Annotated in this window: 15 protein-coding genes; 13 read left to right on the top strand and 2 right to left on the bottom strand. The window is 70.0% G+C overall.

The genetic code is table 11. The features are described 5' to 3' along the window. Positions 1-31 precede the first annotated feature (31 nt). From ASC98_RS05095 to fabG, 5 genes are read left to right on the top strand one after another with little or no spacing between them, the layout of a single operon-like run. On the top strand, positions 32-931 hold the full coding sequence (locus ASC98_RS05095; protein WP_056808381.1) for a polysaccharide deacetylase family protein: 900 nt from the start codon (positions 32-34) through the stop codon (positions 929-931). Beyond that, positions 928-2,115, top strand: a complete 1,188-nt coding sequence (locus ASC98_RS05090; protein WP_056808379.1) for a beta-ketoacyl-[acyl-carrier-protein] synthase family protein — start codon at positions 928-930, stop codon at positions 2,113-2,115. Before ASC98_RS05095 ends, ASC98_RS05090 begins: the two co-directional genes overlap by 4 nt. Then, complete coding sequence (locus ASC98_RS05085; protein WP_056808377.1) at positions 2,115-2,918, top strand: beta-ketoacyl synthase chain length factor; 804 nt, start codon at positions 2,115-2,117, stop codon at positions 2,916-2,918. The genes ASC98_RS05090 and ASC98_RS05085 overlap by 1 nt, the downstream gene beginning before the upstream one ends. Next, the gene (locus ASC98_RS05080; protein ID WP_056808375.1) at positions 2,915-3,397 is read left to right on the top strand and encodes a hypothetical protein; all 483 of its coding nucleotides are present in this window, start codon (positions 2,915-2,917) and stop codon (positions 3,395-3,397) included. Before ASC98_RS05085 ends, ASC98_RS05080 begins: the two co-directional genes overlap by 4 nt. After that, entirely contained in the window at positions 3,394-4,131 is a 738-nt protein-coding gene (fabG, locus tag ASC98_RS05075; protein WP_200953009.1) for a 3-oxoacyl-ACP reductase FabG, read from the top strand. Before ASC98_RS05080 ends, fabG begins: the two co-directional genes overlap by 4 nt. Positions 4,132-4,215: 84 nt before the next feature. Here the strand turns inward: fabG and ASC98_RS05070 are convergent, their stop codons facing one another. Next, a complete protein-coding gene (locus ASC98_RS05070; protein ID WP_056808373.1) occupies positions 4,216-4,686 on the bottom strand; it encodes a nuclear transport factor 2 family protein in 471 nt (156 codons plus the stop codon). Between the two features lie 104 nt (positions 4,687-4,790). Between ASC98_RS05070 and ASC98_RS05065 the strand changes: the two genes are divergently transcribed. The 8 genes from ASC98_RS05065 (at position 4,791) to ASC98_RS05035 (ending at position 12,491) form a co-directional block, all read left to right on the top strand. After that, the gene (locus ASC98_RS05065; protein WP_056808372.1) at positions 4,791-5,465 is read left to right on the top strand and encodes a response regulator transcription factor; all 675 of its coding nucleotides are present in this window, start codon (positions 4,791-4,793) and stop codon (positions 5,463-5,465) included. Between the two features lie 19 nt (positions 5,466-5,484). Then, positions 5,485-6,963, top strand: coding sequence for a sensor histidine kinase (locus ASC98_RS05060; RefSeq protein WP_056808369.1), 1,479 nt, complete (start codon positions 5,485-5,487; stop codon positions 6,961-6,963). Between the two features lie 170 nt (positions 6,964-7,133). Further along, positions 7,134-7,544 (top strand): hypothetical protein, encoded by a 411-nt coding sequence (locus ASC98_RS05055; protein WP_157597908.1) that lies wholly within the window; start codon positions 7,134-7,136, stop codon positions 7,542-7,544. After that, positions 7,541-7,741 (top strand): CPCC family cysteine-rich protein, encoded by a 201-nt coding sequence (locus ASC98_RS29265; protein WP_200953008.1) that lies wholly within the window; start codon positions 7,541-7,543, stop codon positions 7,739-7,741. The genes ASC98_RS05055 and ASC98_RS29265 overlap by 4 nt, the downstream gene beginning before the upstream one ends. A 397-nt stretch (positions 7,742-8,138) precedes the next feature. After that, entirely contained in the window at positions 8,139-8,552 is a 414-nt protein-coding gene (locus ASC98_RS30070) for a hypothetical protein (RefSeq protein WP_157597907.1), read from the top strand. Positions 8,553-8,901: 349 nt separating this feature from the next. Continuing rightward, entirely contained in the window at positions 8,902-9,723 is an 822-nt protein-coding gene (locus tag ASC98_RS05045; protein WP_056808366.1) for a helix-turn-helix domain-containing protein, read from the top strand. A gap of 39 nt (positions 9,724-9,762) precedes the next feature. Then, positions 9,763-11,979, top strand: a complete 2,217-nt coding sequence (locus ASC98_RS05040) for a molybdopterin-dependent oxidoreductase (protein WP_056808363.1) — start codon at positions 9,763-9,765, stop codon at positions 11,977-11,979. A 230-nt stretch (positions 11,980-12,209) separates the two neighbouring features. Then, on the top strand, positions 12,210-12,491 hold the full coding sequence (locus ASC98_RS05035) for a helix-turn-helix domain-containing protein (protein ID WP_056808362.1): 282 nt from the start codon (positions 12,210-12,212) through the stop codon (positions 12,489-12,491). 8 nt (positions 12,492-12,499) lie between these two features. On the opposite strand, the gene ASC98_RS05030 is transcribed toward ASC98_RS05035, so the two are convergent. After that, a complete protein-coding gene (locus ASC98_RS05030) occupies positions 12,500-13,312 on the bottom strand; it encodes a metal-dependent hydrolase (protein WP_056808360.1) in 813 nt (270 codons plus the stop codon). Positions 13,313-13,317 lie beyond the last annotated feature (5 nt).

Here is a 13,317-nt window from a genome sequence, read left to right as displayed (position 1 = left end):
CTGGCGGCACAGCTCCTCGCCCCCAAAATCGATGTCGCCTTTGCAGCATTCAACGTCGCTCCCCCGTTCGACGCCCCCGCCTTCGCTTCGTGTGACGACCTGGCCCGTTCCCGTCTTCCTGCTGCTCAGCGCCGGCCTGCACCTGGTGGCGCTGCTGGCGGTGCTGCGCACGCCCGCCGCGTGGCCCTGGGCGCTCGGCGCGGTCGTGCTGAACCACCTCGCGATCACGCTGCTCGGGCTGTGGCCGCGGTCGAACTGGCTGGGCGACAACCTGACGCGGCTGCCGGCCGCGGCCGCCGCGCGCGGCGAGATCGCGCTGACGCTCGACGACGGGCCCGACCCGGTGCTGACCCCGCAGGTGCTGGCGTTGCTCGACGCGGCCGGCGTGCAGGCCACCTTCTTCGTGATCGGCGAGCGCGCCGCGGCCCACCCCGGCCTGCTGCACGAGATCGTGCGGCGCGGCCATGGCGTGCAGAACCACAGCTGGCGGCATCCGCATGCGTTCTCGGTGTTCGGCCCGCGCCGCATCGCGCGCGAACTGCAGCAGGCGCAAGCGTTCCTGCACGGCGCGACCGGCGAGCCGCCGACGCTGTTCCGCGCGCCGGCCGGGCTGCGCAACGTGTTCCTCGGCCCGTTGCTGCACCGCGCGGGGCTGCGCCTGGCCAGCTGGACGCGCCGCGGCTTCGACACCCGCGACGGCGATGCGCAGCGCGTGCTGGCGCGCCTGACGCGCGGCCTGCGCGGCGGCGACATCCTGCTGCTGCACGACGGCCACTGCGCCAGCACGCCCGACGGCCGGCCGGTGGTGCTCGACGTGCTGCCCGCGCTGATCGCCCAGGCGCAGCAGGCCGGGCTGCGCTTCGTGCGGCTGGACGATGCCTGCACCGCGCCGCCGCAGGTCGCGGCAATCAACACCTCGCCTGCCACATGAAGCCGGTCGCGATCACCCGCATGACGGTCACGAGCGCGCTCGGGGCCGGCAACGAGACCCACCTGCAGGCGCTGCGCGACGGCCGCAGCGGGCTCGCGCCGTGCCGCTTCGAGGACGTCGCGCTGAACTGCCACGTCGGCGAGGTCGCCGGCGTCGATGCGATCGCGCTGCCGGCCGAGCTGGAAGCCTACGACTGCCGCAACCACCGCCTCGCCTGGCTCGGGCTGCAACAGAACGGCTTCCGGGCCGCGGTGCGTGCGGCGCGCGAGCGCCATGGCGCGCAGCGGGTCGCGGTGCTGCTCGGCAGCAGCACCTCCGGCATCCTGCAGACCGAGCATGCCTACCGCCACCGCGGGCCCGATGGCGCGCTGCCGGCCGACTTCCACTACGCCGAGACGCACAACACCGGCTCGCTGGCGCGCTTCGTCGCGCTCGCGCTGCAGCTCGACGGCCCGCAGTGGGTGGTGTCGACCGCCTGCTCGTCCAGCGCCAAGGTGTTCGCGGCCGCGGCGCGCCTGATGGAACTCGGCTGGATCGACGCGGCGGTGGTCGGCGGTGTCGACAGCCTGTGCCTGACGACGCTGTACGGCTTCAACTCGCTGGAGCTGCTGTCGCCGCAGATCTGCCGGCCCTGGGATGCCGGCCGCAACGGGCTGTCGCTCGGCGAGGCCGCGGCATTCGCGCTGCTGGAGCGCCCGTCGCCGGGCGGGGCCGAGCTGCAGGGCTGGCTGCTCGGCGTCGGCGAAAGCAGCGACGGCTTCCACATGAGCTCGCCGCTGCCCGACGGCGGCGGCGCGGTCGCCGCGATGCAGCAGGCCCTGGCCGGTGCCGGCCTGCAGCCGGGCGACATCGACTACATCAACCTGCACGGCACCGCGACGCACAACAACGACGCGGCCGAAGACCGTGCGGTGCAGACGGTGTTCGGCCCGGCGACGCCCTGCAGCTCGACCAAGGGCGCGACCGGCCACACGCTGGGCGCGGCCGGCGGCGTCGAAGCGGTGCTGAGCCTGCTGGCGCTGCAGCACGGCCTGCTGCCGGGCGGGCTGAACCGCCGGCAGCCGGATGCCGAGCTGCAGTCGAACTACGTCGACCACAGCCGCGCCGCGCCGCTGCGCCGCGTGCTGAGCAATTCGTTCGGTTTCGGCGGCTCGAACGCCAGCCTCGTGCTCGGAGCCGCCTGATGGCCACGCTCTTCGTGCAAGGCATCGGGCTGTGCGGCCCCGGTCTGACGGACTGGGCGCAGGGCGCGCAGGTGCTGGGCGGGCAACTGGCCTACACGCGCACGCCGACCGCGGTGCCGCCACCGGCGCGCCTGCCGGCCGCCGAGCGGCGCCGCGCCGGCGCCGCGATCAAGATCGCGCTGGCGGTGGCCGACGAGGCCTGCCAGCGCGGCGGCATCGATCCGGCGCTGGCGGCCACGGTGTTCGCATCGTCGAGCGGCGACGGCGCGAACTGCCATGCGCTGTGCGAGGCGCTGGCCGGCAGCGACCGGCTGGTGTCGCCGACGCGCTTCACGAACTCGGTGCACAACGCCGCCGCCGGCTACTGGCACATCGCGGTCGCCGGCCGCGCTGCGTCGACCAGCCTGTGCGGCTTCGACACCAGCTTCGCGGCCGGGCTGATCGAGGCGGCCGGGCAGTTGCATGGGCGGGCGCCGGCGCAAGCGCAGCCGGTGCTGCTGGTCGCGAGCGACACGCCCTACCCCGAGCCGCTGAACGCGACACGGCCGCTGCCCGACAGCCTGGGCATCGCGCTGGTGCTGCAGCCGCGGGGCGATGGCGCGCTCGCGCGGCTGACCCTCGCCGCGCAGCCGCCGCAGGCGTCGACGCCCTGCAGCGACGCCGGGCTCGAAGCGCTGCGCCAGCAGATTCCCGCGGCGCGCGCGCTGCCGCTGCTCGAACTGATTGCCCGCGGCGGCGCGGGCCATGTCGTGCTCGACTGCCAGACGGGCCTGTCGTTGCGCGTCGACGTGTCGAGGCCGTGAGCGACGAACCGCTGCTGCTCGACCAGCGCGGCATCGCGGCGCTGATCCCGCATGCCGGGTCGATGTGCCTGCTCGACGGGCTGCTGGCCTGGGACGCGCAGACCATCCGCTGCCGCGCCACCGGCCACCGCGCCGCCGGCCACCCGCTGCGCACGGCGTCGGGCCTGCTCGCGACGAACGCCATCGAATACGCCGCGCAGGCGATGGCCTTGCACGGCGCGTTGCTCGCGCAGTCGACCGGCACGGCGCCCTCGCCCGGCTTCCTCGCGAGCGCGCGCGGCGTGCACTGCCACCGGCTGCACCTGCACGACCTGCCCGGTGCGCTGGAAGTGGTGGCCGAGCGGGTCGCCGGCGATGCACACCAGCTGCTCTATGCGTTCCGCGTGCAGCATGCGGGCGAGCCGGTGGCCGACGGGCGGGCCGCGGTCGTGCTGAACCCGGCGCTCGCCTCAGGATCGACACCAGGAGACCCCTCATGAGCGACACCCCTGCCCTGCGGCGCGCGCTGGTCACCGGCGCGAGCGGCGAGATCGGCAGCGCGATCGCACGCCGGCTGGCGCGCGACGGCTTCCACGTGATCCTGCATGCGAACTCGCGGCCCGATGCGGTCGAGCTGCTGGCGCTGCAGCTGAAGGCCGCCGGCGGCTCGGCCGAGGCGGTCTGCTTCGACGTGACCGACCGCGCGGCCTGCGACGCGGTGCTGCTGCCGCTGGCCGAGGCCGGCGCGATCCAGGTGATCGTCAACAACGCCGGGCTGCACGACGACGCGGTGTTCCCGGCGATGCGCGACGAGCAATGGCACCGCGTGATCGACGTGTCGCTGCACGGCTTCTTCAACGTGACGCAGCCGCTGGTGATGCCGATGATCCGCACGCGCTGGGGCCGGGTGATCAACATCTCGTCGGTGGCCGGCGTGATGGGCAACCGCGGGCAGACGAACTACGCGGCGGCCAAGGGCGCGCTGAACAGCGCGACCAAGGCGCTGTCGCTGGAGCTGGCGAGCCGCGGCATCACGGTGAATGCGGTCGCGCCGGGCATCATCGCGTCGCCGATGGCGGCGCAGGCCTTCGACGACAAGACGATCGCGCAGCTGGTGCCGGCCAAGCGGGCCGGCAAGGCCGACGAGGTGGCGGCGCTGGTGGGGTTCCTGGCGGGAGACGAGGCCGGCTACATCACCGGGCAGGTGATCGGCATCAACGGCGGGATGGCCTGACCGGGTCGAGCGCCGGGCCGCCCCAAGCCGGCCCGGATCCCCCTGGGGGATCGGTCGATGTACCCATCGACCGAGGGGTGGTCATCAACTCGGGTTCTTGGCCTTGAACTGGGCGAGGTTGAAGGCCGCCTTCGCCTTGATCTTGTTCTGCAGCAAGCCGGACCAGCCCAGTGCCCACCCCGGCGCTCCCAGGGCCTGCCGCGACCAGGCCCAGAAATCGAACTGGTCGACGTGCCGCACGATCAGCCCGTCGCGGAACTCGAAGCTCGCATCGATGATGTTCAGCACCTTGCGCCCGGTCGCGGAGAACGTGTAGCTCGCCTCCCAGTGCGCAGCCCCCTGGCGGTCGTCGGCCTGGATGCCGGTGTACTCGAGCCGCAGGTCGCGCCCGTTGGTGCAGAGCATCCGCCACATCATCCCGGCGTCGGGGCCGTGCAGGTCGAACACCGGGTCGGTGAAGTGGATCTCGCGGTGGTAGCAACCGGCCATCGCGGACCAGTCGCGGCGGCAGAAGCCTTCGTAGAAGCGTTGGATCAGTGCAGCGTGGTCGTGCATGCGGGCCACCGGGGCAGTCGAGGTTCGCCACAGTGTGCCAGCAGCCAGGGCCGTTCGGGTATCCGGCGATGCGGATTCGCCACTGAAGTCGGTAAGCTTCGCCCATGAAGTTGCTGCTCGCCGAAGACGACGCCATCCTTGCCGATGCCCTCAGCGCCAACCTGGCGCTGGCCGGCTTCGAGGTCGACGTGGCCCCGAATGGCGCCGTCGCCGAGTACCTGCTGCTGCGCCAGCAGTTCGACCTCGGCGTGCTCGACCTGGGCCTGCCGCTGGTCGACGGCCTGACGGTGCTGAAGCGCGTGCGCGCCGCCCGGCCGACGCTGCCGATGCTGGTGCTGACCGCGCTCGACGGGCTCGACCACCGCGTCGCCGGGCTGAACGCCGGCGCCGACGACTACCTGACCAAGCCCTTCGACTTCCCCGAACTGGAAGCCCGCATCCGCGCACTGCTGCGCCGCACCCGCAGCGCGGCGGCCGCGTCGGCGCAGGAGATGGGGCGCCTGAGCTTCGACCGCGACACCCGCCGCGCCGCGATCGACAACGAGGCGATGGAGCTGTCGCCGCGCGAATGGATGCTGATGGACCTGCTGCTCACGCAACGTGACAAGGTGGTGACGAAGGAGCAGATCGCCGAGGCCTGGGCGGTGGAGCGCGGCGATGCGAACGCCGGTTCGATCGAGGTCTACATCCACCGGCTGCGGCGCAAGCTCGATGGGTCCGGCCTCGCGATCCGCACGGTGCGCGGGCTGGGCTACCTGCTGGAAGCCGAAGCGGCCTGACTGGAACGGCCCGGCGTCGATGCTCTCCCCGTTCAAGCTGGCCCTGCGCCGCGTGCCCGGCGTGACGCCCGGCACCCGCTCGCTGCACCGTCACCTGCTGCTGTGGCTGCTGCTGCCGCAGCTGGTGCTGTGGCTGGCCGCCGCCTACGTCACCTACAACGTCGCCGACCGCTACGCCAACCGCGCGATCGACGCCGCGCTGAAGACCGCCACCCGCTCGCTCGCCCGCCAGGTCAAGCCGATCGGCAACGGGCTGTTCATCGATTTCCCGAAGGCCGCGCAGGACATCATCGAGGCCGACCCGGACGACCGGGTGTATTACATGGTCAGCACGCCGCCGGGCGAGTTCATCCTCGGCAACAACAAGCTGCCGCCGCCGCCGGTCACCGATGCGCGGCTGGGCGAGACCTATTTCTACAACGGCAGCATGAAGGAGCGGACTCCGCAGGAAAAGACGCAGCAGCTGGGCATCCGCGTCGCGGCGATGTACCTGTCGTTCGGCGACGAGAACGCGCCGCAGCGCATGCTGGTGCAGGTGGCGCGCAGCCGCGCCAGCGGCGAAGAACTCGCCCGCCAGATCCTGGTCGACACCGCGCTGCCGCTGTCGGGGCTGGTGGCGTTGATGTCGGTGATCGTCTGGGGCGGCATCCGCACCGGCCTGGCGCCGCTGGCGCGGCTGCGCGCCGAGGTCGAGGACCGCGCGCCGAACGACCTGGCGCCGATCAAGCTCGAAGCCGCGCCCGAGGAAGTGCGTGCGCTGGTGAAGGCGCTGAACAGCCTGCTGGCCCAGGTGCACGAGAACGTGTCGGTGCAGAAGCGGTTCATCAGCGATGCGGCGCACCAGCTGCGCACGCCGCTGGCGGGGCTGAAGAGCCAGACCGAACTCGCGCTGACCGAGACCGACAACCCCGCGCTGCAGGCGCGGCTGCGCCGCGTGCACGAGAGCGCGACGCGCAGCGCCCACCTGATCAACCAGCTGTTGACGTTGGCGCGCGCCGAGCCCGAATCGGTGGCGGCGCAGGGGCGCACCCGCGTCGACCTGCGGCGCCTCGCCAGCGAGGTGACGGCCGAGCTGGTGCCGCGCGGCCGGCACGCGGGCGTCGACCTCGGGCTGGACGATGGCGACGAGAAGCCGATCGAGATCCACGGCAATGCGCTGCTGCTGCGCGAGTCGCTGCTGAACCTGGTCGACAATGCGATCCGCTATGCCGGCGACGGCAGCGTCGTGACGGTGCGCTTGTCGGCGCAGGACAGCCAGGCGGTGCTGGAGGTCGAGGACAACGGCCCGGGCATTGCCGAGGCCGACCGCGAGCGGGTCTTCGAGCGCTTCGCCCGCGCGACGCACGAAGGCAACGGCTGCGGGCTGGGGCTCGCGATCGTCAAGGAGATCGTCGAGCGGCACACCGGCACCGTCGAGCTGCAGGCGGTGCAGCCGCACGGCCTGCGCGCGGTGGTGCGGCTGCCGCGGATCGTCGAGCGCAAGGCCGTGGCGGCTTGACGCCTCCTTCATCTTGACGATGACTGGCCCGTCGAGCCGTTGACGCGGCTCGCGACACTGGTTAACGTGCCGACCCACGGTCGCCGCATCGATTGATGCGCCCGAGCCCGACCCGCTCACAAAAGCGGGAGGTGCATTCCGTCACGTCCAGCCCTCCCTGGAGACTTCTCTTGTTCAGAACACACCACGCGGCCGTGGTGAGCTGCGGCATTGCTGCGCTCCGGACGGCTTGCAGATTCCTTGTGTCGTTGCCGGTGCTTGCCGCCCTCGGTTCGGTGTCTCATGCGCAGACGGCCGTCCAGACGGTGACGCGCACGGTGAGCTACGAGTACGACGCGTACGGCACGCCGATCAAGCAGACGGTGGAGCCGTTCCCGGAACTGGCGAATTCGAAGCAATACGTTGAAGCGGCTCATTCGTTGGCAGCGCATCCACCTGCCCGCGCATTGACGAAGGCGCGTGGAGCGGAAACCTTGATGTACGACCAAGCCACCAACACCTTTTTGGTTAGAGGGGCGGACAGTGCACCAAAGACAATGTTTAGGCCGACAGACGGCATCAATTACTGGAACAAGCAATGAGCGCAGCTATCGACGACTTGCATCCCTGTCCCTGCTGTGGCTCTCGAGCGTTAGGCGCCTTAGGCAGTTATGAAATCTGCGACGTCTGCGGCTGGGAGGATGACCCGGTGCAATCTGCGGATCCAGACTACGCGGGTGGTGCGAACCATGAGAGTCTGAACTCTGCGAGAAGAAGATGGCAAGAGAAGGCTGAGTAGTTGCCGCAAAGGGGCGTGCCTTCAAAGTCGACCTCAAGCCTGAAGTGCGCCGCCTTTACTCATTGCTCGGCGTTGCACGTCAGCTTTGAGGCCACCCTCGGAAGAAGGACCATTGCCCGAGTTTTATCAAGGCGCGCCGCCGCAAGGAATGTCATCTTGCGGAACAGTTCGTTCCTCATTGGCACTTCAACTGATGGCTATGCAACAAAGCCGCCAGCGGGTACTGCCTGCTCTTCGGCAAGTTGCGCAGCCCTTGAAGCACGCGGCATGAACGTACGTCACACCCCGACCCGAAACGACCCGAATCACCACACGGTCGAACTTCCGAAGCCTGTGACGCCTGAGCGCGCGCGAGCCTTCAACGAAGCGTTCGGTCGTCAGTAAGGAGCGAGCCAGTATGAAGGCATCAAGTCCAAGGCTAGTTGCTCTCGGGTTCTATGACGGGCCTACTGAAGGCTTCGTGCGGGGAGTCGAGAGTGGTTTCGCCCACTACTTCAAAGCTGTGGCGTGGGACGACGATCAGGATCGCCGACTGTATTTGTTGGGGCGGGTCGAGGAGCGTGTCGTTGATCAGCTACTTGCGCTGCTAGCGGAACCCGGTCAAGCCATTTCGAGTGCAGTCTTTACTCCTGCATGGGCATTCGGCGATGCCCAGCGCGAGGCGCTAGCCAACAAGCTCGTTGAAGAAGGGCGGCGCACGTTGAATTCGCCGGCCCTTGTAGTACTGGGTTCAAGCTTGCTTGACAGCTGGGAACGACTTTTTTCTCCCACCGTTCCAAACCCCGTGCCGCCCACACTCCGGGGCTTTTGAGGACTGACTATGTTGTTTTGCGTTGACTTCAACGAGACGTTGGAGCCGGATCTTGTGCTGCTGTCCGCAACCGACACAAAGATTGCCTCTGACGGCGCAATGGTTCGCCTACGCAACGGGCAGGAAGTGATCGTGTTCATGGAGGATTCGGACGAACAAGGTCAGTCGGACAACTTGGTTGCGTCAGGCGTCGTGGAAGCCAATCAGTCGTCAGGTTGAGCCGCGCACGTCAAGTGGTGCTGCCGGATCGATGCCAACGGCATACGCCACCAGTCTGAACTTTGACGACCTGCTCGCATGACCGGCGAGGTCATGGCCCCCACGCAGCCGCTGCGCTATCGTGCGCCGCATGCACACTGCCTTGCCCTCCAGCCCGCCGCCGGTCGGCACCTTGCTGCGCGAATGGCGGCAACGCCGGCGCCTGAGCCAGCTCGACCTGGCCAACGGTGCCGACATCTCCACCCGCCACCTGAGCTACGTCGAGACCGGCCGCGCGGCGCCCAGCCGCGCGATGGTGCCCCACCTCGCCGAGGCGCTCGATGTCCCGCTGCGCGAGCGCAACACCTTGCTGACGGCCGCCGGCTTCGCGCCGCTGTACCGCGAGCGCACGCTGGACGACCCGGCGCTGAAGGCCGCGCGCGACGCCGTCGAGCTGGTGCTGCGGGCGCATGAACCTCACCCGGCGCTGGCCGTCGACCGGCACTGGAACCTGCTGGCCCACAACCGGTCGATGCTGCTGTTGCTCGACGGCATCGCGCCGCACCTGCTCGCGCCGCCGGTCAACGTGCTGCGGCTCAGCCTGCACCCCGAGGGCGCGGCGCCGAAGATCGTCAACCTGAACGCGTGGCGCACCCACTTGTTCGCACGGCTGCGCACGCAAGTCCTGGCGAGCGGCGACCCGGTGCTGGCCGCGCTGCTCGACGAGCTGCAGGCTTATCCTGGCGACGACAGCCCGCCGGGTGGCGAGGACGGGAGCGCGGTGGCGGTGCCGCTGCAGATCCGCAGTTCTCTCGGCGTGCTGTCGTTGATCAGCACGACCACGGTGTTCGGCACGCCGGTCGACATCACGCTGTCGGAGCTGGCGCTGGAGACCTTCTTCCCGGCCGATGCGGCGACGGCGCAGCTGCTGCGTCGCCTCGGTGACGGACAGGCGGCGCCGACCGGAGGATAAAGGCGAAGTCGCGGCAACGATCCGCGCAAGGAGACGACGATGACTTCACGAACCGCCCTGCGCATCTGCCCCCTGTGCGAGGCCTGCTGCGGCCTCGAGGTGCAGGTCGACGACGCCGGCCGCATCGGCACGATCCGCGGCGACGCGGCCGACGTGTTCAGCACCGGCTTCCTGTGCCCGAAAGGCGTCGCGCTGAAGGACCTGCACGAGGACCCGGACCGCCTGCGCACGCCGCTGATCCGGCGCGGCGCGCGCTTCGTCGAGGCGAGCTGGGACGAGGCCTTCGCCGAGATCGAGCGCCGCCTGCTGCCGCTGCGCGAGGCGCATGGCAAGGACAGCGTCGCGCTGACGCTGGGCAATCCGTCGGCCCACAAGATGGGGCTGCTGCTGTACATGCCGCGGTTGCTGAAGGCGCTGGGCACGCGCAACTTCTTCTCGGCGTCGACGCTCGACCAGATGCCCAAGCAGCTGTCGAACGGGCTGATGTACGGCCACTGGCTGACGATGGCGGTGCCCGACATCGAACGCTGCGACTTCCTGCTGGTGCTCGGCGCGAACCCGATGGCGAGCAACGGCAGCCTGTGGACCGTGCCGGATTTCCGCGGCAAGGCCAAGGCGATGAAGGCGCGCGGCGGCCGGCTGGTGGTGATCGATCCGCGGCGCACCGAGACGGCCGCGCTCGCCGATGCGCACCACTTCATCCGCCCGGGCGGCGATGTGTTCCTGCTGCTCGGGATGGTGCACACGCTGTTCACCGAAGGGCTGGTGAAGCTCGGGCGGCTGCAGTCGCATCTGGCGGGGCTGGACGCGCTGCGCGACGCGGTGCAGCCGTTCGGCGCCGACGCGATGGCCGCGCGCTGCGGCATCGAGGCGGACGCGATCCGCAGCCTCGCGCGCGAACTCGCCGCGGCCGCGCGCGGTTGCGTCTACGGCCGCCTCGGCACCTGCGTGCAGGCCTACGGCACCACCTGTTCGTGGCTGATCGACGTGCTGAACATCCTGACCGGCCACCTCGACGAGCCGGGCGGCGCGATGTTCCCGCAGGCGGCGGCCTTCGCGGCCAACACCGCCGGCACGCCGGGCCGCGGGCGCGGCATCGTCACCGGCCGGCACCGCAGCCGCATCAGCGGCGCTCCGGAGGTGTACGGCGAGCTGCCGATGACCTGCCTGGCCGAGGAGATCGAGACGCCGGGCGAGGGCCAGGTGAAGGCGCTGATCACGATCGCGAGCAACCCGGTGCTGTCGGCACCGAACGGGCCGCGGCTGGCGAAGGCGCTGGAGGGGCTCGACTTCATGCTGAGCCTGGACATCTACCTGAACGAGACGACGCGCCATGCCGACGTGATCCTGCCGGGGCTCTCGCCGCTGGAGGACACGCACTACGACGTCGCGTTCCCGCAGTTCAGCGTGCGCAACCATGCGCGCTACAGCCCGGCGGTGCTGCCGCCGCCGGCCGGCACACCGGCCGAATGGGAGACGCTGCTGCGGCTGGCCGCGCTGCTGCAGGGGCGTGGCGCGCAGGCCGACATCGGCGCACTGGACGACGCGCTGGTGGCCGAGGACGTGCGCAAGTGGGCCGGCGAGCAGGCCGATGCGGTGATGCAGATGGTGTCGGCGCACCGAGGCCCGGAGCGGCTGCTCGACCTGGCCTTGCGCAGCGGCCCGTTCGGTGACGGCTTCGGCCGCAAGCCCGACGGCCTGACGCTCGACAAGTTGAAGGCCGCGCCGCACGGCATCGACCTCGGTCCGCTGGCGCCGCGCGTGCCCGAGCTGCTGCGCACGCCGTCGGGCTGCATCGAACTCGCGCCGCCATCGCTGCTCGACGACCTGCAGCGGGTGGCCACCGATGCGCGGGCCGGCATCGACGACGCGGTGATCATCGGCCGGCGCCAGGTGCGCTCGAACAACAGCTGGATGCACAACCTGCCGACGCTCGCGAAAGGCCCGTTCCGCTGCACCGCGCTGGTCCACCCGCAGGACGCCGCCCGCTGGGGCTTGCAGCACGGCGGCCAGGCACGCATCGCCCGGGCGGCGGACCAATCGATCGAGGTGCAGGTGGAGGTCAGCGACGAGATGATGCCCGGCGTGATCAGCTTGCCGCACGGCTGGGGCCACGCGCTGCCCGGCGCACGCCTGGCGGTGGCCGGCGAGCGCCCCGGCGCGAACCTCAATGCGGTGCTGGACGATTCATTGCGGGACCCGTTGTCGGGCAATGCGGTGCTGGGCGGAACCGCGGTGCGGGTGATGCCCTGCTGAGTTGCACAGTTGCAGCTCAAGAAGCAGCGCCAATCCGTTCGCCCTGAGCCTGTCGAAGGGTTGCGCACCACGCACCCAAGGCCTTCGAGAGGCTCAGTCCGACCCTTCGACAGGCTCAGGGCGAGCGGTGTTTCTTTGCGACCGCCGGGTTCCTTCAAGGACACGCTTTGCTCAGAAAGCGGGACTACCGGTCAATACAGAATGCCGATCTGCATCACGGAGTTGAGTCAATGAGCAAGCAACGATTTACCAGCGTTTGGGATGCCATCGAAGACACGCCGGAGGACGCCGAGAACATGAAACTGCGCTCCGTGCTGATGAGCGCCATCTCCGAGCACATCGCTCGCAGGGGCATGAGTCAATCCGAAGCGGCCGCACTGTTCGGCGTGACACAGCCACGCGTTTCGGATCTGGTGCGGGGAAAGATCAACCTGTTCGCCCTCGATGCGCTCGTCAACATGGCGACTGCTGCCGGCATGCGGATCGAAATGCGGGTGCTGGAAGCAGCCTGAGGCCGGCGCTACACCTCGCGGAACTGCGCCGCGTTGTCGCGCAGCCAGACAGCCGCCCGCGGCTCCTCCTGCTGCTGCGGATGGAAATCGGCCCGGAAGTACGCCCGCCACGGCCTGAAGGTGTCGCGCACCAGCCCGCCTTTCGCGAACAGCAGCCGCCACGCGCCGCGCCAGGTGCGGCCCTGCAGCAGCGCGCCGTCGTGCCACAGGTTGCGCAGCGTCTGGCGGATCACGTCGGTGACGAAGAAGAAGGTGACGACGCGGAACCAGCGGATGCGCCAGCGCTGGTCGCCGCCGCCCGCGCGGTAGACGTCGAACGCGGTGCTGCGGTGCTCGGTTTCCTCGGCCGCATGCCACATCCACATCGTGCGCAGCCGCGGCTCGGCGCCGTCGAGCACCTCGGGGTGCTGCAGCATCCACGCGGCCATGATCGCGGTGAAGTGCTCGTAGCCGGCGGTCACCGCCAGGGCATGGCGCGGGTCGCCACCCTCGAAGCGCGCAATGCGGCGCGCCGCCCGCGGGCCCCAGGTGTTGCGGTGGCCCTGCGCTTCGAGCTGGCCGTTGAACAGCCCGTGGATGCGCCGGTGCGTCGCCTCCTGCCCGACGAAGCCCTGCACCTCGTCGGCGAAGCCGGCCTGCACATCGGCCGGCAAGGCCTTCGCGGCCGTCCGCACCGCATCGATGAAGAACTGCTCGCCGACCGGGAAGCTCATCGACAGCGCATTGAAGAACGCCGTCAGGAAGGCATCGCCGCCCGCCCAGCGCCGCTCGATCGGGGTCGACAGGTCGACGAGCAGCGAGCGGACGGTGTGATGGGTCATGGTGC

It is taken from the genome of Rhizobacter sp. Root1238 (genome assembly GCF_001425825.1).
Taxonomy (GTDB): Bacteria; Pseudomonadota; Gammaproteobacteria; order Burkholderiales; family Burkholderiaceae_C; genus Rhizobacter.
This window is presented reverse-complemented; position numbering and strand designations above follow the sequence as displayed.